Genomic DNA, 19,648 nt, shown 5'->3' with positions numbered 1-19,648 from the left:
AGTTGTATTAGGTTTAGCGGATAGGATGAAGCTTCGATTCAATCTCTTCACGACGTTCTTCCAGAAATGAAGGTAAGGTCAAATTCTCTCCTAGCGCGTCAAAAGTTTCATCAATCTCAAATCCCGGGCCTTCTGTAGCAAGCTCAAAAAGAATATGGTTCGGATCCCGGAAATACAAGGAATGGAAGTAATAACGATCAATGACCCCTGTATTTTTAAAGCCTGCAGCAGTGATCTTGGCAGCCCATTCGGTTAGTTCTTCGATATCCTTCACTCTTATAGCCACATGATGGATGCTCCCTTTACCCGGTCTCTCCCGATCTTTGTCATTTACTTCTTTGACCTGGAGCTCGGTGTATAAACCACCCTTCCCCGTTTCATATATATCTACCATAATCTTGGAATCACCCATGGAGGGTACTGTCCGAACTTGTGTATAGCCCAAGATATCTTCCAAAACCGTCTTTGTGCGGCCAGCCTCACTTACAGTCAATTCAACGGGTCCTAACCCAACGATGGCATACTTTGGAGGGATGTCTTCTGTAATCCACGACTCAACTAGCTCGATACCGTTATCTTTTTCAGCCGATACTAAATGGACCGTCAATTCATCTCTATCATAAAAAGTAAGCGACTTACGTTCCCCGATACTTACAATCGCTTCATGAGGAACTTCAAAAGAATCTAATCGACTAGCCCAATATGACAAGGCTTCATCGCTAGGAACAAGAAGGGAGAAAGAACTAATACTGTTCGTCCCTTTGCGGGTCTGACCTGCATTTGGCATTTCAAAAAAAGATACTTCGGTTCCAGGAGCACCATTACGATTTCCATAAAATAGATGGTACATGGATGGATCATCTTGATTGACCGTTTTCTTTACAAGTCTCAGTCCCAGGACCTCTGTATAAAACCATAAGTTTTGTTTAGCGTCCTTAGTAAGCATAGACACATGATGTTGTCCGTTTATGGGTTGTTGTTTCATTTTAAAAACCTCCTAATGAGTTTTGTTGAATTTAAGTTTACTAGTATACTGATGAGGAAAAAAGTAAGCTTTATTATCAATAAAGCTTTTGCGATACTACTGAACACCTCGCGGAAGTCGATTCTCATCTTGGCTATGGCGATGAATCTTTTTAAGCATGCTGTAAAACACTTTCTTCTCCTCATCTGTCAGTGGATCGAATAACGAGGCTTGGAAATCCGATTGCAAGGGCAGTACCTTCTCAATAAGTGTTTGGCCCTTTTCCGTTAAAGTAATGTACTTCACTTTCCAATCCTGTTTGCGTTCAATCCATCCTTCTTTCTCTAATCTGCCAAGCATATGGGATACCCCACCTTTAGTAATGGTTAGATGCTCGGCAATTTCCATCTGTGTTACAGGCTGATGTAATAATATTTGTACCAAGGTATCGAATTGATTAACTGTTAAATTAAATTGCTTCAAGAATTCATTGGAAAGATCGTTACTATTCTCATATACCCTAACCAGCCGCAACCAGATCAATAAGCTTAATTGGTTATCTTCAGTGAATCCATTGTTTCTCATTTGGTCACGTCCATCGTTTGTTTATTTTATGTGTTAATTGATTTGTTAATATGAGTATACTAGTAAACTGACAAGGAGTCAAGCTCAGTAAAAATCCTACACGCTTGCCAAATACCACTTCGGAATATAGGGTTGAAATTCATCATACCACTCCAGAACACTCTCCGCTCGGCTCAGCATATTAGTAACTTCCCTTTGACCACCCCCTATGAACCGGTTCAACTACCTCCCCTTTAGAAGCATTAGGGATGTCACTAAAAAATGGAATCATTTCACAACCTCCTTTTAATCAAACTGCTTCACAAAATAGAAAAATTTTCTTATTTATTTCTCAGAAGATTATTTTATTCAATTGATGTTGGAACAACAATAGTGTATGATGCATAGTATAGATCAAATACTGTATGACACATAGTAAGTATAAGCGGCTTCGACGTCCTCTCAAGGACAGCAAGCGTTTAAACCTAAAATATAAGAACAATTTATAAGAGATTATAAATCCTTATATTTTAAATAATGAGGTGGGTGAATGAGTACTTTATTAAATTCTTTAATCACAGAGCTTAGAAGAGGTACGTTAACGCTAGCCGTTTTAAGTCAATTACGAACACCCCAGTATGGATATTCGCTCGTTCAATTGTTGGAGGAATCCAGCATCATCATCGATCAAAGCACCCTATATCCATTACTTCGCCGATTAGAGAAACAGGAATTAGTGACGAGCAGCTGGGACACATCCGAGAGCAGACCCCGTAAGTATTATGTTCTAAGTGACTATGGCGTAGAAATTTTTTTACAGCTAAAGGAAGAATGGCTTAAGAATTCGAAAGAGCTCTACGGCCTATTACAAGGGGAGGATGACCATGAATCTAATTGAGATTTACATTCATGAAGTGACTCGGAGGTTACCGGAACAAAATCGGGAGGATATCGCTCTCGAATTACGATCTACCATCGAGGATATGTTACCGGATGATTATGACGAAAAAGAGGTAAAAGCCGTCCTTACAAAATTGGGCAATCCCGCTATTTTAGCTAGTGAGTATCGCGATCAGCCCATGTATCTCATCGGCCCACGCTATTTCGATTTATATGTTACGTTGTTAAAAATGATTATACCAATCGCTGTAGTTGTTTCTTTAATCGCTCTGGTTGCTGATTACTTGATTGGCTATAGCGGAGATAAAACAGTTGCGGATATTGTTACTGCAGTTATAAGTAGAGGAATTGGAACCTTCCTTGAAGTAGGAATCCAAGTCTTTTTTTGGATAACTGTTGTGTTCGCTATTATCGAACGGGCGGATAAAGGAAAGGAAGGTCATCCACTTACTACAAAATTAAGGAAATGGACTCCTGATGATTTGAAGGATATCGCGCTTGTCCATAAGAAAAAAGCAATTACAAGCTTCGAAGTGTTCGGAAGTTTACTGTGGACTGCCATTTGGGCTACTGTTTATTTTAATGCTGAACACCTGATCAGAGTCTATAGAGGCGGTGAAGGCGCACTTAACTTCGTAGCCCCAGCTTTTAATCAGCATGTGTTACTTGATTATTGGCCTATTATTCTTATTGTGATCGGATTAGAAGTCGCATTAACTATATATAAATTAATCAAGAGACAATGGACTAGAGAATTAGCATTATGTAATACGGGCCTCGAGCTTTTAGTGCTTATTGTATTCGCTATTATCCTTATAAATCCGAATGTATTTAACCAAGAATTCATTAACTACATGTCTAATTTATTAACAACTTCAGCTAATCAATTTGAAACGGGGTTAGTAGGTGGGGGAATTGCTTGCCTGATTTTAGTTGCGGTTCTCAATATATATGAAGGCTTCCGCAAGGCTCGCCTTTAGTATTCACAGAACGGCGATTCTCCTGTTATTTGGAGAATCGCCGCTTTGTATTCTGATTCGTTGGCTGCCTGCTTCAACAGCTTCAACAGCTTTCACAGTGTCAGTCAGCACCGATCCGTTAACATCCCAAAAATGCAATAATACTGCGATTAGGGTCATCTGTGTCCGATTGGTGCTTTGTATATGTCGTAATCGTTATCGAATCAAATGAAAAAAATAGAGTGCCCCAGCAGCCATTCATGACTTATGGGACACTCTATCTGGTTTAATTAAAGAAGCTCAAGCTCAATAACCGTATCCATCTCGTCGGGAAGCTTAGCCCCTTTTAATGTAATAAACGCTCCACCGTCAACATCCGAATATTCCTCAGCCATCCAAGGCACCTCCACCTTTAGCTCGGTACCATCACGTAGTAATCTAGCCTTTTTAATCTTCCCTTTCAAGCCTTGGAAATAGATCGGGCCAATTCCACGGTCGTAGACGTGCGCATACAACTTCTTGCCCTTTTGCGTATAACGTCCCCACTCTGGCTTAGGCAGCGAAGACTTCCCGCATCCATAAATACTTTCGCCATTAAGGCGCATCCACTCCCCAACTTCGTCAAGGATAACCAGTGATTCCCGTGTCATTTCACCTTTAGCATCTGGTCCAACATTAAGGAGGAGGTTGCCATTCTTACTGATACATTCGACCATTGAGCGAATCACCTGCTGGGTTGATTTATAATTTTTATCTTCGGAATGGTAACCCCAGTTATCATTAAGTGTAATGCATGCTTCCCATGGAATGGATTGACCATTCACGTCAACAATGCCACCGGGAGGAATGATCTGCTCTGGAGAAAAGAAATCTCCAGCATATTCTTCTGGCTCGGCCGCGCGGATATTCCCACCCAAACGATTGTCGATAATAATATCCGGCTGGATAGAGCGAATCATACGGATTAGCTCCGTTGCTTTCCATTTCTCTCCGGTCATATTGTCGTAGGAGAAGTCAAACCACATGATGTCGATTTTGCCGTAATTCGTCAACAGTTCCTTCACTTGTCCATGCATATACTCCAAGTATCGATCAAAATCAATCGGCTTGTCTTTAGCCGCTTCGTTATCCCGATCCGGATGCGCTTTATCACCATATCCAGGGTAGTCATCATGATGCCAATCAATAATAGAGTAATACAGACCTACAGCAATACCTTCCGCCCGGAAAGCGTCTACATATTCTCGAACGAGATCACGTCCAGCAGGCGTGTTAGTCGCTTTAAAATCTGTTAGCTTGCTATCAAACAAGCAGAATCCGTCGTGGTGTTTGGTCGTAAGAACCGCATACTTCTGCCCCGCTGCTTTTGCTGCGCTGGCCCACTTCTTCGGGTCATATCGAGATGCGTCAAATTCATCGAAATACGTCATATAATGCTCTCTACTCATTCGCTCGTTTCCACGAATCCACTCACCTCGTGCTGGAATGGAATATAATCCCCAATGAATGAACATACCGAATCTATCCTGTAAGAACCATCTCGTTCTTTCTTCTCTTGTACCCATCTCTTCAGCCCCTCCGTTTTCGCTAGCTTTGATAAATAGTTCAGATAGTCTAGACGGTATGAAATAATGCTGCAGCGCCTATAAGACCTACATCATCCCTCAGACCTGCTGATTCAATAGTATAAGTTCCTTTATACGGCTTCATGACAAGTTCCTCTGTTTTCTCTCTCAGCGCTGGAAACAGTAGTTCACCAGCTTTGCTTACGCCTCCACCAATTACAATGCGATCAGGATTAAACGTATGTACCGCATTAGCTAATCCAATCGCCATATAATGAATCGTTCGCTCAATCACCTCGACAGCCACCGGATCTTTTAGTGCCATCGCTTCGAAGACGTGTCGAGAATTAATCTTTTCACCACTTCTACTAGCCAGCTCTGTAATCATCGACGTTCTGCTCTCCATACTCCGAAGTGCCATATCCCGAATCGCTGTACCCGAAGCAAATACTTCCCAGCAGCCATATCTTCCACAGCTACATTCCGTTCCGTTCGGGTCAATAATATTATGACCGAGTTCTCCTGCAAATGAGTTCGTTCCGAGCAGTAGTTCACCATCCATAACAATTCCAGCTCCAATTCCTGTGCTGAAGGTAACATACACCATGTTGTTCGAGCCTTTACCAGCCCCTCTTACATACTCGCCCCAAGCCGCAGCGTTCGCATCGTTTACCACCTTCACTTCTATGCCAAGTTCTGACTCCATCCAATGTTTCAGTGGAACATTATCCCATTCAGGAAGATTGGTACCGTGAATTACGATTCCATCCTGGCTATTCACAGCTCCAGGAGAAGCCAGTCCGACTCCAATCAGCGGTCGCCCTTCGGATACAGAGCGGATCATTCCGATCATTCGCTGCACCACCTCTTCAGCGGTGCGCGCGCCAGCTGTCTCCATTAATTCCCGATTCAACATGGTACCCTTTAAATCGAATAATGCTGCGGCAATTTTTGTTCCGCCTAAATCAATTCCTACTACATAGCTCTCAGCCTTATGCATAACCATTCACCTTTTCACTATCTATTATTAGCCGTTCGAATGAATATTCTTAGCTAACGCCCGCAGGGCTACTGGATCGATTGGCGACAAAGCATCTTTGCCATGACGAACAGCCGATCCAAAATGTACTTCTGTGACTCCGGTCTGTTGAATAAACGATGTAATACCTTCTGGCTTCAAACCACTTCCAGCCAAAATACTTATCGAACTACCTCTTGATTCCTCTACTAGCCTACGCATAGCGGGAATGGCTTCAGGTGCCGGACCTGGTCCAGCAGAGGTAAGTATACGAGTGATTTGCGGGTAATTACAAAGCGTCCGATAACCTGCAATTTGGTCCTCCAGCTCGTCAAAAGCACGATGGAAGGTTACTTGTAAGCCATCTGTCAACGGCAATAATATTTCAAGCGCATGCTCATCGATCTTTTTTTCCGGTGTTAATGCGCCAAGAACAACTCCCGAAGCACCACTGGCTGCAATCTGCCTGATCTCTGCAGCCATGGTCAAAATATCATCCTTGGAATAGTTAAATGATCGACTGTGCGGACGGACCATAACAAAGACAGGAATGCTAACCGATTTGGCTACCTGCTCCACCAACCCTATTCCTGGTGTTAATCCACCTTCCGTAATGGCAGTAATAAGCTCAAGACGATCTGCGCCATTCGCCTCAGCCGTCAGAGCATCATCCATACAAGTAGCGATGATTTCCAATCTCATAACTTTCACCCACTCTTCCAGTTGTTAATGATGCACTTGCTTCATGACATAATCGGCGAGCAGACGTGCACCATATCCCGTCGCTCCAGCTTCAGAGTACCCCACATCCTGTTTGTACTGTACCGTCCCAGCCATATCAATATGAACCCAGCTCATCGATTCTGCTACAAAGCGCCGAATAAATAGGGCTGCTGTAATCGCACCTGCAAAGGGGGAAGTACTAACATTGCGGAGATCAGCGTAATTACTCCGAAGATCTGCTTCATATTCATCCATTAACGGCATGGGCCACAGTCGTTCTCCATTACGCTCCCCGATCTCAACCAGGCTCTGCGTTATATCTGCATCGCCCCATATGCCCGCGATGCCTAATCCGAGCGCCGCACCGACATTTCCAGTTAGGGTAGCGATATCAACAGCTTGATTTGCTCCGATATTCGCGGCATGAATAAGCGCATCCGCTATGATAAGTCGACCCTCGCCATCCGTATTCGCAACCTGAACAGTTACCCCGTTAGGGTAGCGGATAACAGACGAAGGTAACATAGCCTCAGCATCTGGCACATTATCAACGACTGGAATAAGTGCGGTCACATTTACATTGGCACGCTTCCGTATCAAAATATCCATAGCCCCAATTACAGCAGCTGCACCACCCATATCCATGCGTGCATCGCTGATATCGCTAGCCGTCTTCACATTCATGCCACCTAAGTCAAAGGTTACACCTTTACCTACCAATGCTAACATCGGTAATTCAGGGTTACTCTTGTAACGAATTTCAACTAGGGCTGGAGCGTGCTTACTCCCCGCTCCAACTGCGAGCAACCCATTCATCTGAAGTTCCACAAGCTCCTGTCCTCGATAGATATGGACTTTCAAAGCAGCATCATCACGGTCGAAAAATTCTGCCATCCATTCCGCAAAACGATCAGGGTTCAGTGTCCCAGGTACTTCATTCACAAGATCGCGAGCAACTACGGCTCCTTCAGCGCGTATCTGTGCAGAAACACGCACAGCTTCCAATTCAATCGATGTCAGCTCAGGCCAATCTATCGATTGAAGCTGTAAATCAACAGAGCCTTCCACCTTGGTAGTTCCCCGATAAGTTTGGAAACGGTACAAGCCGAGAATCCAGCCTTCCATCCAAGCTTGTAATTCATCAGCAGCAGAAATATCCTTATTCCTATTTATAGCCTCGGATGCTAAGCGAACAAGCGATGCACTACTGCGTCCTTCATTCAGAATTTCACGAGCAGCAGCTCCACCCGCTCGGCGAATCCTCTCAAGCGTAATATCCTTGCGCTTTCCCATTCCTACCGCTAACACATCAGACTCTTCCTCAGTGCGAGCATGTAACCAAGTCACACTGCTGCACTGTTTGTGGGGCGATCCCAGCTTAAAAGGAAAAGACTCCTCGTCATAAGCTAAATAGACAATAGTATCCGCCACATTAGCGGAATCGAATAAGATATTCATTGCTGTCCCTTCTTTTCCGTAAAGTTATCTCACAATTTCAGCTACCGCTCTAATTTCAGCATTTCTTCATCAAATAAATGACACGCAACCTCATGACCTGGTTCGACTTCTCGGAATATCGGTACATGCTGCTTACAGATTTCCATGCAGGAGGGACATCTTGTATGAAAACGGCATCCCGACGGTGGATCAACCGGACTTGGAAGATCTCCCTTCAGAATAATGCGCTCCTTCTTTAAGGTAGGATCGGGTACAGGTACAGAAGATAGCAGTGCTTGTGTGTATGGATGCATTGGACGATCATACAAGGTATCCTTATCCGCCGTCTCTACGAGCGAACCAAGATACATAACTCCAATTCGATCACTAATATGCTCAACAACACTCAGATCATGTGAAATGAATAAATATGTCAGGCCATACTCTTCCTGCAGATCCTGCAACAGATTTAGCACTTGTGACTGAATCGATACATCCAGTGCTGACACAGGCTCATCCGCCACGATTAAGCTTGGGCGAACAGATAACGCCCGGGCGATTCCAATCCGCTGTCGCTGCCCACCGCTGAACTCAAAAGCGTAGCGCTCGGCGTGGATACTATTCAATCCTACTGTCTCTAGTAACTCGCATGCTAGTTTATCCCGTTCTTTGGACGAGAGCTTTGTATGAATGAGCAGAGGTTCAGCCACAAGATCCTTCACCTTCATCCGTGGATTAAGCGAAGCATAGGGGTCTTGGAACACCATTTGTATATCTTTACGAATAGGCCGCATTTGATTGTCTGAGATATGGCTAATATTTTGACCCTTAAACCACACTTCACCGTCATTCGGCTCCAGCAAGCGAGTCACTAATCTACCCGTAGTAGATTTACCACAGCCACTTTCACCCACAAGGCTGAACGTTTCTCCTTTACGTATAGCGAATGAGATCCCATCAACTGCGTGCAAATATCTAGTAGTTCCGAAAAAGCCCTTTTTCACCGAAAAAAACTTCTTCAGACTTTTAACTTCAATGAGTGGAGTCTCCTTCACAAACGTTCCCCTCCTTCCGTGTTCTCCTGCTGTGTAAGCCAACAACGACTCTTTCGCTCTAGTCCCTCAATCGGGAGTAACTCTGGCTCCTGCGAGAGACAACGCTCTGTGACATAATCGCAGCGTGGCGCAAACTTACAACCTGCTGGCATTTGTGATAGATCAGGTACATTCCCTTTAATGGAATCCAAGCGACGTACGTTTTGACGCAGCTTAGGAACGGATTGAATTAATCCCTTCGTATATGGATGCTGCGGTCTTGCAAATAGTTCATGAACGGAAGCTTCCTCCACTACACGACCAGCATACATAACAACTACACGGTCGCATAGTTCTGCTACTACACCAAGGTCATGGGTTATGAGCAGCATTCCCATATCCTGTTCTTCTTTCAGGTGCTTCATTAGATCAAGGATTTGAGCTTGAATCGTTACATCAAGCGCCGTTGTTGGTTCATCTGCAATCAGCAGTTTCGGGTGGCAAGACATCGCCATCGCAATCATTACACGCTGCCTCATACCGCCAGAGAGCTGATGCGGATATTCATCCACCAAGTCTTCCGCACGTGGTATACCAACTAACCGCAACATATGAATGGCATGTTCACGAGCCTTCTTCCGACCATAACCCAAATGCAACATGATCGGCTCCATCAATTGCAAACCAATCTTCAGCACAGGATTAAGCGAAGTCATCGGCTCCTGAAAAATCATCGCCATTTCATTTCCCCGTATCTGGCGCATCTCTTTGTCCGTAACCTTTGTCAGATCCGTTCCCTCGAAACGAACAGAACCGCCAGAAATTCTGCCTGGCGTATCCTTAAGGAGCCGCATAATCGACAGTGAGGTAACGCTTTTGCCACAGCCGGATTCTCCAACTAGACCCAGCACTTCACCTTTCTTAATCACAAAGTCAACACCTGCAACTGCCGTTATACTTCCATCGCCGCGTTTGAACTCCGTTTTCAGCCCTTGTACTTCCAGCAAATTTTGAGTCATGTCTTGTCCCTCCTTAGTTTTTCATTTTGGGATCAAGAGCATCGCGCAGTCCGTCCCCGACCAGGTTAAATGCAAGTACTGTCAAAAATATAGCTAAACCCGGAAAATAAACGATATGTGGAGCTATACTTAAATAATCGCGCCCCATGCTTAACATTGCCCCCCAATCGGGCTCCGTTGGCTTCGCACCCATTCCAAGAAAGCTCAGTGACGCAGCGGCTAAGATTGCCCCGCCAATTTTCATAGATAGATTAACGATGATACTAGGGACTGTTTCAGGAAAAATATGTCGCCAAATGATTCGACGATTCTTTGCACCCATTGAACGGGCAGCTTCAACAAACAATGTTTCCTTCGCAGACAATGTTACGCTCCGAATAATGCGGGCGAACGAGGGTGTACCGAAGACTGCAACTGCAATCACAACGTTGGATAAACCAGGCCCAAGTATAGCGACGATCCCAATGGCAAGCAGTAAATCAGGGAATGAGAACAATACGTCACTGCCACGCATAATAATCCGATCCAGCCAACCGCCATAATATCCACTGACAAGACCAAGGATGGTTCCAAGTACACCTGCAATCAATACGGAGCTCAGACTGACCGCCAAAGTCAACCTTGTACCATCAATTAAGCGACTTAGAATATCACGGCCGTATTCATCCGTTCCCGCCCAATGCTTGGCAGACGGACCCTGCATTAGCGCATCATAGTTCGGTTCATCAGGATTATAAGGGGTCAGAAATGGCCCGAAAATGGCAATTAAAAAAAGCAATATGATAAAAAATGCAGCCACAAGGGGCATCTTTTGTTTGCTGAACTTGCGAATAAAAACACCCGCGCGGCCTTTTGTTTTCTCCGGGGCTATTACCTCTCCGGGTATAGGAGAATTAGTTCCCATTACCGCTGAATTGTCGCTCATGATATCCCTCCTAATCCTATATTCACCCTATAGAAAACTATCGTAATTCTGCCTCTCAGTTACTCTAGCTTACTGAGAAAACCTGATTTTCGGATTGAGTACGCCATACAATAAATCTACAATTAAATTGATAAGGATAAATTGTGTTGAAAACAGGAGCAGCAAAGCTTGAATAACTGTATAATCCCGGAACAAAATGGAATCCACCAGCAGTCTACCAAGGCCAGGAATACTGAACACTGTCTCAACCATTACCGATCCACCAAGCAAGAATCCAAATTGAAGTCCAGCTACAGTAACGACCTGTATAAGAGAATTGCGCAGCGCATGCCTGCTAATAACAACATACTCGCGTAAGCCTTTCGCACGTCCAGTACGGATATAATCCTCCCGTAACGTTTCTAGCATCGATGACCGTGAGTAACGAGCCAGCATCGACATAATTCCCATCCCAAGTGTAATGGAAGGAAGAATATACGACTTCCAGGAATCTACACCACCGGTCGGAAACCAACCAAGCTCTACCGAGAAAATTTGAATGAGTACCAAACCTAACCAGAATCCAGGAATCGACATCCCCGAAATGGCTGTCAATGTGCCTAAGTGATCAGGCCATCTATTACGATAAACCGCTGAAATAACACCAATTAGAAGACCAATGACAAGCGCCCAAGCCATGCTGAGAAACGTTAACCACAAGGTAGGCATTATTCTACTTTCTAGCATATCGGTTACTGGAATCCCTGATCGAATCGAATTGCCCAGATTACCACTTAGTAGATCGCTCATGTAGTTTATGTATTGATTCCACAGCGGCAGATTGAGACCTAGTTGCTCTTGAATGCCATGAATCTCTTCAAGTGTGGCGTCTTTACCCGCAATAAGCCGGGCCGGATCGCCCGGAATTAAGTGAATAAACAGAAAGACTAATACCGATACAATGAATAGCAACGGAATAACCCCGAGGAATCTTTGTAAAGCATATCTACCCAACTCATAAGCCCCCTTCAGTATCGACAAATGATTTAGTTAAGGCCGCTTCCTACCATTCTTAAGAAGCGGCCTCGTTCAATTCTTGGGAAATTAAATCTTGCGTTTGACTTGAATTATTTCACTTCTGCATTTAGGACATTAATGGAACCATCCGGGAAGACTTTGACACCTTCCAGATTCGATCTGTTGCCTGAGATGATTTGGTCAACGCCCATGAATGCCCACGGAGCATCTTCCCATACTGTTTTTTGAATATTTGCATAAATGGATTTAGCCGCTTCCGGATCAACAGATTTGTTTGCTTCAGCAATCCATTTATCTACATTTTCATTTTTATAATAAGCTGTATTCGAGCCAGCAGGTGGGAACATTTCACTACTGAACAAACCTCTAGTAGCACCATCTGCATCACCGGAGGATGGAGACCAGCTGACATACCACATTTGAATTTTTGCTTCTTCAGGTGTTTTAGCAGCGTTAATTTGGTCGGATAAAGTACCGCCTTCCATGGACTTCACTTCTACTTTAATGCCTACAAGCGCTAGCTGTTGTTGGATAAATTGCATACCCTTCATAGTTTCGGATTCATTCTCACCCCAAATTTCGGTTTCGAATCCGTCTGGATAACCCGCTTCAGCAAGCAGTTGCTTAGCTTTTTCAATGTCATAGTCATAACCTGTTTGTGGGGAATAATATTGTGTTTTGGATGACATCGTGGAATCAAGCTTAGCGCCAAGACCCGATTTCACCACCTTGATATACGCATCTTTGTTGATAGCATAGTTAATGGCTTGACGTACCTTTACATCATCGAAAGGTTTCTTCATCGTATTCAAAGTAACATAACGAACAATGGTTGAATCGATGGTATCTATAGTAATTCCTTCAATGCCTTCAACCTCGGATACTTGCTCGGTAGGCATTGGATAAATGAAATCAGCCTCTCCAGTCTTCAGCATCGCAATCCGTGATCCATTCTCTGGTACGGGTCTAAAGGTTATACTATCCACTTTCGGCAAGTCCTTTTGCCAGTAATCCGGATTCTTCTCAACAACTAGCCGATCACCTTGCACCCATTCTTTGAACTTAAACGGACCCGTTCCTACAGGTTTTTTCGAAATATCAGCTCCGTTTTCTTCTAAAGCTTTCGGGCTAATAATAGGTGCCATAGCAACTTTATTTAAAAATGCGTTGTATGGCTCGCTGAGTGTAATAACCACGGTTTTGGCATCAGGAGTCTCCACTTTTGCTACCTTTGCAAAGCTTTTGCGCAGTCTCAGATTGTTCTTCTCATCTTGAATACGGGCGATGTTTACTTTAACCGCTTCAGCATTGAAGTCAGTACCGTCTTGGAATTTAACGTTCTCTTGTAAGTTGAACGTGTAGACCAACCCGTCTTCACTTATGGAATGGCTAGCAGCAAGGACAGGAACTACGTTCATATTCTCATCAAAACCCATTAGACCTTCGTACATCGTTCTGGCAGCGCTGATTGAATGTGTATCGCTTGCGTTATGAGGGTCCAGCGTAATAAAGTTAGCATTGATGGCAATTACAATGTCTTTATCATTTTTTGTAGTTGGGGTGCTAGTTTCCGTTCCACCAGCGGTATTGCCGCCTTGTCCCTCGTTGTTCGCTTTGTTGCCGCACCCTGCAGTCACTACTACTGTAATAAGCAGCAGCATGAACATTGACCATACTTTTCCTTTTGCTTTCATGTTATACACTCCCCTTTAGAAACGATGTATTAGAAAAGCTCCCAGTCCGATTATTCATGAGACTTGAAGATTATTCTCGATCCTTATAATCAGACTTCCCATTGGAATACAGCACGTCGCTCGCCCACAATTGTACCGCCATCATTGACAATAGTGTTCGGCACGAGTGCATATAAACGATCAATCGTATCTTGATTGCTATAGCCTAAACGTTCCAGAATCGATGCGATGATACAAGGCCATACTTGCTCGGAGCCATCGGATACTTTTAGCGAGATACCGATTCGTTCCTTTCGGAGTCCAATCCCATATACACCTTTAGCGCCGCCCTTTGCCGTCAGATTATCATCCTTTAGAAGCTCTGAGCAGACGAATTTCGTATCTGCAATCATCACCGGATTATCGTTCATAAGCTTTGCAGTCGCAGCAGCTGCGTTACGTATTTCCGTATTCTCAATCAAATCAGGACAGGCTAGCTTTAAATATGAATAAGCGATTTTATGAAGAGGGAGTGCGAAGATAGGAAGACCACAACCATCAATCCCTTGAGGAATGGATTCCTTCGATACTTCTGCGATATAAGCCATGATATCAATGATCTCCTGTTGCACGGGATGGTTAGGATCATAATAAGTATCTATATCCCAACCCATATATTTGCTAAGGCCCATTAACCCTGCATGTTTACCTGAGCAATTATGAAAGATTTTACGAGTGGGCTCATTCGCCCGATGGCGTTCTGCCTTGGCTTCCTCATTCAGTGGGTATGTAGAACAACAATGAAGTCCCTCTTCTTTTAATCCCATTTTCTGAAAAAGAGATTCAAGTGCTTCAATATGAAAGGCCTCTCCCCGATGCGAAGCAGTAAAGAGTGAGGCTTCCTTACTTGTCAAACCGTAAACTTCATCGATCCGGCGCTTCATAACCGGTAAAGCTTGGAATGGTTTAGCAGCTGAACGAAGATAGGTCATATGCTCCGGATTACCTGCTTTATACAAAATATTACCTTTCTCATCGACCACGCTAACTGCACCATAATGGACATTCTCCAGTAAGCCACCGCGATATTCTTCTACTAATGTTGTAAACCCCATCTGTACAACCTCCTTCGATGTAATTATTTTAATCCAATGCGAAAAAACGATTTTGCGATAGTAGTCCAGATCCGATAATTACACCATTCTCGTTCAACATCGAACGATGAATGGAGAAAGACCCACGAAGGGGCTCCCATGTGAAGCGTGAAAGATATAGCTTCTCGACTGCTTCATAAATATCCGGAAATTTGTCTACGAGTTCTCCACTCAGGATCACACTATCGGGGTTATACATGCATACGACATTGTTGATAGTAATCGCCATATACATGAGCGCACGCTCGATCAAATGAACCGCCCAATGCTCTCCTGCATCCTTTGCTTCAAATAACTCCTCAATCGTGCGAATCGGACGAATCCGATTGGCTTCTGACAACAATGAACTGATATTTATGTAGGTCTGTAAGCAACCCGCCTTACCGCACTCGCACATCATTCCGTTAGGATCCACAGTCGTATGCCCTATTTCACCAGCACTGTTCATCACCCCGCGATAGATCTCTCCCTCAAGGATCATCGCCGAGCCAACGCCTTGCCCGAAGCCCAATAGTGCGGTACGGACAGATCCAACAGCAGCACCCTTGAGGTGTTCAGCAAGAGCTCTAACTTTCAACTCATTATCTACAGCAATTTCAAAACCGGTTAGTTCCTTTAGGCGTTTTGCTAAGGCAACATTCTTCCATCCAAGCTGAACAGAGAAGACAACAATACCTTCTTCGTTATTCACAATGCCAGGAAGTCCAACGCCAATACCGACGATACGCGTTCTGTCAATCACATGCTGCTGCGTCAGTTGTTCAATCGCTTCATTGATTCGTTCCAGTGTCTTGTCTGGACTCTCGTCCGGAGTACGCGGGTATTGCTTGCTGCATAGAAGCTTACCTTGCAAATCTACGATACCTACAATCATAAGACTGCGATCCAGCTCAACCCCAACCGACAATACAGAAGCGTCAACCATAGCTAGCAACGTTGATTTCCGACCTAATCCTGACGATACCTGATCCGAATCCAGTAGATAGCCCTGTTCAGTTAATTCCCCAACAATTCGACTTACAGTTGTAGGGCTCATACCCGTTTGTTTGGCGATGGAAGCGCGAGAAATTGGTTGTTGATTTTTTATGATTTCGAAGACCGTCAAACGATTTTGCCGCTTCATAAAATCCTGATCGTGCTTTTTCACAGACATTCTCCTAATTATTTTCTTCAGTGCATTAATCAAACTAATAAAACTATAAAAATAAGAAAAAATTTGCCAATTAAGCTACGCTAATGTATTATTTGATTAAATTTCAGTTTAGTTTCTCCAGTGATGGGATTAATAATAAAGGCTCATTGATTGTATGTCAATATAAATGACATATTTTTTTATTCGAAATAAATGAAAGCGTTTAATATGTGATTTTTATAACAATCTCCAATAAATACATAACACAAACATAACACAAAAGACCAAAACCGCTCTCATAATAGACCGAGCGGAAACTATAAATAGGAAAAACTTAATTTAGAGGTGGAGGAAATATCTTAAAAACAAAAGAGGTTTGGGGTCGATGCAGAAGTTTTGTGGATCTGAATATTGAAAAAAAGGTAGAATCGTGCGCGGATTGATAGTGAAATGGAAATTGCACCCGCATCAAAAGTAAGTTCTTCATATAGAAACCAACTTTTGATACGGAATGTTAAAAAAATTATTGAAACTCTACTGCCTTAACAGACGCGTCCTCTTGTATCAGTGACAACAATTTCACAGCATTAAACGATTCAGGAAATTTTACGATAATTTCTAAATTCAATTCGGAGGCAAGACTATTATTTTCAGCGTGAAAGCTTAAAATGGTAATATTTTTTCCTTCAAGGAGCTGTTGAATTCTACTCACGGCTCCTTCTGAATTAGTCAGACAGATCACAATCTGTTGCGTTTTCGGTGAGGCCAGCCAACTGTATCGGCCATGCAAAATCTTTTGTCCAAGTAAGATAATAATTGTTGCTCCTCCACCAAGAATATATAGGCCCGATCCAATCGCCAGCCCTAGTCCCGCCGTTGCCCAAATCCCCGCTGCAGTTGTCAGGCCCTTCACAGTGTGTCTATGCATGAAAATCATTCCTGCACCAAGAAATCCCACTCCACTTACTACCTGGGCAGCTATACGTGCGGGATCGAGCTTAACATAGGACCAATCAGCTTGATCCTGAAATCCATATTTTGAAATGATCATCATAAGTGCAGCACCTAAAGCAACAATAAAATGCGTTCTAACTCCCGCTTCTTTCATCCGACTTTTTCGTTCAAAGCCAACTAAAACACCACAAATTCCAGCTCCAACTACACGAAGCAAATATTCAAACTCCATACATAGTCCTTCTCTCCTTATAATATTGCTATTTATTGTATCATAAACGGATTTCTATATTTCCCCCTCCTATAATATGAACATGATATTTAACATAGTTTGAGCATGCGCACAGTCACATCTGCAAAGATTTAACTGTGATACCTTTATAACTGTTACTCCAGTAGACATTTTATAACGGTCTACAACTAGTGAAAGAGGTGCGTATATGAAACTGCCAACAATCCAATTTGGGCATATTAAATCCAAGGTTCCTGTAATTCAAGGGGGTATGGGCGTAGGCATATCCTTAAGTGGCTTAGCTGCTGCTGTAGCCAATGCAGGCGGGATCGGCACCATTTCCGGTACAGGAATCACCACTGATGAACTGAGAATGCATATTCGCAAAACAAGAGAGCTCTCAAAAGGGATTGGATATATCGGTGTGAATGTTCTATTCGCGATGAAGGATTTTGCTGATAAAATGAAGGTCGCTTTGGAAGAAAAAGTGGACTTTATTATTTCTGGAGCCGGGATTTCCAGAGATATTTATGCTTGGGGTAAAGAGTATGGTACTCCTGTGGTGTCTATTGTTTCCTCCGCCAAATTAGCCAGAATATCCGAAAGACTTGGTGCCTCTGCAGTCGTAGTGGAAGGATTTGAAGCCGGGGGCCATTTGGGCACAGAAAGATCCATGTTCGAAATTCTTCCTGAGGTTGTAGAAGCCGTTTCGATTCCGGTTATTGCTGCTGGTGGGATTCTGACGGGAGATGATATCGCAAAAGCCCTTCGGATTGGTGCTTCTGGTGTTCAGATGGGGACTCGTTTCGTGGCGAGCCATGAATGTGATGCTCCTCTGGCCTTTAAGCAAAAATATGTAGATGCTCAGCAAGGTGATACTATTCTAATTAAGTCTACAGTTGGGCTAGATGGCAGAGCGATTCGTAATGAATTCACAGAACGTATTAGTGATGATGCCAAATTAAAAATAGCCAAATGCTCTAATTGTCTAAAGGTTTGTTCGCATCGCTTCTGTACCATGGAATCCCTGCTAACTTCCCTTAGAGGAGATGTTAAGAACGGGTTAGTGTTTGCCGGGTCCAGAGTTCATGAGATTAAAGAGATATTGTCCGTACAGCAGATCATTGACAATTTAATGTATGAGTATCAGGGAGCATTGAACCCAGCAACTTAAGATTGTAATACGATACTTATGCGATGATAAAGATAAAAAAAGAACCCTTTGTTGTATGCAACAAAGGGTTCTTTTTAAAAGGCGTTGTTTATAGTTGACTCTATATCAGCATAGCCTTACATCATTCCACGAGTATTAGAAATGCCTTCTTGTAGATGACAGCTCTTATACATTTGTTCTAGCTCGGAATCACCTAAGTTAGGATGTCTTTCTTTCATAAAGGGCAACATCTCTTTAAAAGTGCTTGGAGCAAACCCGGCAGCATAAGCTGCTGTTCCAATTCCAAATGACAAAATAACAACACAGATTACTGCAAATACTCCTCTTTTCAAAAAAACCATCTCCTACTTTATAATACGGAAAAAATCAATACGAAAAAAATTTGCTGAAACCAACATGCACATCAGACCCATTCCCATAACTAGAATGGCTATGATCCAATCCGCTTTTTTCATATTCATCCTCCCGTGCCATCGAACACCCTGAATTCAATGAATAGTGGGGTTCAATAATATTAATGATTATAGATGAATATTGTGTGGAAACTATGTGGGACATGCTTAAGAGATTAATTTTTGTCAATTCCGTGAAATTAATCACTATATAATCATTTGTTCATACTGCGTTCTTATTTGAAAGATATGATTTCAATATAACAATAAACATAAAGGAGTCATGATCATGAAAAAATTGTATTACACGTCTTTTTTCTATGCCATTCTTGGTTTGATAGCAGGTGTTGCTTATCGTGAAATTACCAAAATGAATGATTTCGAAGGAAACACCATCTTAGTTGCACTTCATACTCATATCCTTGTACTGGGCTTCTTCTTCTTTATAATCGCATTGATCCTAGCCAAGTTATTTAATATCCATGAAGCTAAATCCTTTGGCGCATGGTACATTGTATATAACATTGGTCTCCTGATCACGATCGGTACTATGGCCACTCGCGGGATGCTGCAAATTAACGGGACTGATATCAGCTTCTTACCGCATATTGCGGGTCTCGGTCATGCCATAGTAGGTGCTGGTATCATTTGGCTACTAGTTCTGCTCGGTAAACGAATTAAATCATAGGAAAAGAGCCGCTGGATCATATTCCAGCGGCTCCTTTTTATAATCATGTAAAAGTTCATACCAAATGAGACTATAAGTATATTTGTTTATACACTGGTAAATGATACAATATGGAAGTAGCGAG

Annotated in this window: 20 protein-coding genes; 4 read left to right on the top strand and 16 right to left on the bottom strand. The window is 43.1% G+C overall.

Features of this window, described 5'->3' with window-relative positions; all coding sequences use genetic code 11:
* Window positions 1–13 precede the first annotated feature (13 nt).
* From ACQKMP_RS11805 to ACQKMP_RS11795, 3 genes are all read right to left on the bottom strand, one after another.
* Window positions 14–985, bottom strand: coding sequence for a ring-cleaving dioxygenase (locus ACQKMP_RS11805; RefSeq protein ID WP_427469413.1), 972 nt, complete (start codon window positions 983–985; stop codon window positions 14–16).
* A gap of 96 nt (window positions 986–1,081) precedes the next feature.
* Complete coding sequence (locus ACQKMP_RS11800; protein ID WP_042189900.1) at window positions 1,082–1,549, bottom strand: MarR family winged helix-turn-helix transcriptional regulator; 468 nt, start codon at window positions 1,547–1,549, stop codon at window positions 1,082–1,084.
* A 96-nt stretch (window positions 1,550–1,645) separates the two neighbouring features.
* A complete protein-coding gene (locus ACQKMP_RS11795; RefSeq protein ID WP_427469412.1) occupies window positions 1,646–1,771 on the bottom strand; it encodes a hypothetical protein in 126 nt (41 codons plus the stop codon).
* Between the two features lie 307 nt (window positions 1,772–2,078).
* On the opposite strand from ACQKMP_RS11795, the gene ACQKMP_RS11790 reads away from it, so the two are divergent.
* Together ACQKMP_RS11790 and ACQKMP_RS11785 are read left to right on the top strand one after the other, a co-directional pair.
* Window positions 2,079–2,426 (top strand): PadR family transcriptional regulator, encoded by a 348-nt coding sequence (locus tag ACQKMP_RS11790; RefSeq protein ID WP_042189902.1) that lies wholly within the window; start codon window positions 2,079–2,081, stop codon window positions 2,424–2,426.
* Window positions 2,413–3,408, top strand: a complete 996-nt coding sequence (locus ACQKMP_RS11785) for an HAAS signaling domain-containing protein (protein ID WP_339242509.1) — start codon at window positions 2,413–2,415, stop codon at window positions 3,406–3,408. The genes ACQKMP_RS11790 and ACQKMP_RS11785 overlap by 14 nt, the downstream gene beginning before the upstream one ends.
* A 269-nt stretch (window positions 3,409–3,677) precedes the next feature.
* Here ACQKMP_RS11785 and ACQKMP_RS11780 read toward each other — a convergent pair whose 3' ends face one another.
* From ACQKMP_RS11780 to ACQKMP_RS11725, 12 genes are all read right to left on the bottom strand, one after another.
* Window positions 3,678–4,952, bottom strand: coding sequence for an alpha-L-fucosidase (locus ACQKMP_RS11780; protein ID WP_427469411.1), 1,275 nt, complete (start codon window positions 4,950–4,952; stop codon window positions 3,678–3,680).
* 49 nt (window positions 4,953–5,001) lie between these two features.
* Window positions 5,002–5,952, bottom strand: coding sequence for an ROK family protein (locus tag ACQKMP_RS11775; RefSeq protein ID WP_427469410.1), 951 nt, complete (start codon window positions 5,950–5,952; stop codon window positions 5,002–5,004).
* A gap of 27 nt (window positions 5,953–5,979) precedes the next feature.
* Window positions 5,980–6,672 (bottom strand): copper homeostasis protein CutC, encoded by a 693-nt coding sequence (locus ACQKMP_RS11770; RefSeq protein ID WP_076300524.1) that lies wholly within the window; start codon window positions 6,670–6,672, stop codon window positions 5,980–5,982.
* Between the two features lie 24 nt (window positions 6,673–6,696).
* Complete coding sequence (locus tag ACQKMP_RS11765) at window positions 6,697–8,151, bottom strand: leucyl aminopeptidase family protein (protein WP_427469409.1); 1,455 nt, start codon at window positions 8,149–8,151, stop codon at window positions 6,697–6,699.
* Window positions 8,152–8,192: 41 nt separating this feature from the next.
* Complete coding sequence (locus ACQKMP_RS11760) at window positions 8,193–9,185, bottom strand: ABC transporter ATP-binding protein (RefSeq protein ID WP_042189914.1); 993 nt, start codon at window positions 9,183–9,185, stop codon at window positions 8,193–8,195.
* A complete protein-coding gene (locus ACQKMP_RS11755; RefSeq protein WP_042189916.1) occupies window positions 9,182–10,183 on the bottom strand; it encodes an ABC transporter ATP-binding protein in 1,002 nt (333 codons plus the stop codon). The genes ACQKMP_RS11760 and ACQKMP_RS11755 overlap by 4 nt, the downstream gene beginning before the upstream one ends.
* Window positions 10,184–10,196: 13 nt before the next feature.
* Complete coding sequence (locus tag ACQKMP_RS11750; protein ID WP_042189918.1) at window positions 10,197–11,108, bottom strand: ABC transporter permease; 912 nt, start codon at window positions 11,106–11,108, stop codon at window positions 10,197–10,199.
* Window positions 11,109–11,177: 69 nt separating this feature from the next.
* The gene (locus ACQKMP_RS11745; RefSeq protein ID WP_427469408.1) at window positions 11,178–12,101 is read right to left on the bottom strand and encodes an ABC transporter permease subunit; all 924 of its coding nucleotides are present in this window, start codon (window positions 12,099–12,101) and stop codon (window positions 11,178–11,180) included.
* Between the two features lie 113 nt (window positions 12,102–12,214).
* Complete coding sequence (locus tag ACQKMP_RS11740; RefSeq protein ID WP_427469407.1) at window positions 12,215–13,819, bottom strand: glutathione ABC transporter substrate-binding protein; 1,605 nt, start codon at window positions 13,817–13,819, stop codon at window positions 12,215–12,217.
* 89 nt (window positions 13,820–13,908) lie between these two features.
* Complete coding sequence (locus tag ACQKMP_RS11735; protein WP_339242520.1) at window positions 13,909–14,913, bottom strand: asparaginase; 1,005 nt, start codon at window positions 14,911–14,913, stop codon at window positions 13,909–13,911.
* A 28-nt stretch (window positions 14,914–14,941) separates the two neighbouring features.
* A complete protein-coding gene (locus ACQKMP_RS11730) occupies window positions 14,942–16,105 on the bottom strand; it encodes an ROK family transcriptional regulator (RefSeq protein ID WP_256721763.1) in 1,164 nt (387 codons plus the stop codon).
* A gap of 502 nt (window positions 16,106–16,607) precedes the next feature.
* Window positions 16,608–17,270 (bottom strand): MgtC/SapB family protein, encoded by a 663-nt coding sequence (locus ACQKMP_RS11725; RefSeq protein WP_427469406.1) that lies wholly within the window; start codon window positions 17,268–17,270, stop codon window positions 16,608–16,610.
* Window positions 17,271–17,478: 208 nt separating this feature from the next.
* On the opposite strand from ACQKMP_RS11725, the gene ACQKMP_RS11720 reads away from it, so the two are divergent.
* Window positions 17,479–18,444 carry a nitronate monooxygenase gene (locus ACQKMP_RS11720; RefSeq protein ID WP_339242522.1) on the top strand — a complete coding sequence of 322 codons (966 nt, stop codon included), beginning with the start codon at window positions 17,479–17,481 and terminating at the stop codon, window positions 18,442–18,444.
* Between the two features lie 116 nt (window positions 18,445–18,560).
* Here the strand turns inward: ACQKMP_RS11720 and ACQKMP_RS11715 are convergent, their stop codons facing one another.
* Entirely contained in the window at window positions 18,561–18,776 is a 216-nt protein-coding gene (locus ACQKMP_RS11715; RefSeq protein ID WP_427469405.1) for a hypothetical protein, read from the bottom strand.
* 349 nt (window positions 18,777–19,125) lie between these two features.
* Here ACQKMP_RS11715 and ACQKMP_RS11710 point away from each other — a divergent pair, with 349 nt between their 5' ends.
* Complete coding sequence (locus tag ACQKMP_RS11710) at window positions 19,126–19,524, top strand: DUF2871 domain-containing protein (protein ID WP_042189934.1); 399 nt, start codon at window positions 19,126–19,128, stop codon at window positions 19,522–19,524.
* Window positions 19,525–19,648 lie beyond the last annotated feature (124 nt).

This window comes from Paenibacillus sp. NPDC101420 (assembly GCF_050277435.1).
Lineage (GTDB): Bacteria > Bacillota > Bacilli > Paenibacillales > Paenibacillaceae > Paenibacillus_AQ.
The sequence above is the reverse complement of the archived record's forward strand: the minus strand, read 5'-3'. Positions and strand labels throughout refer to the sequence as shown.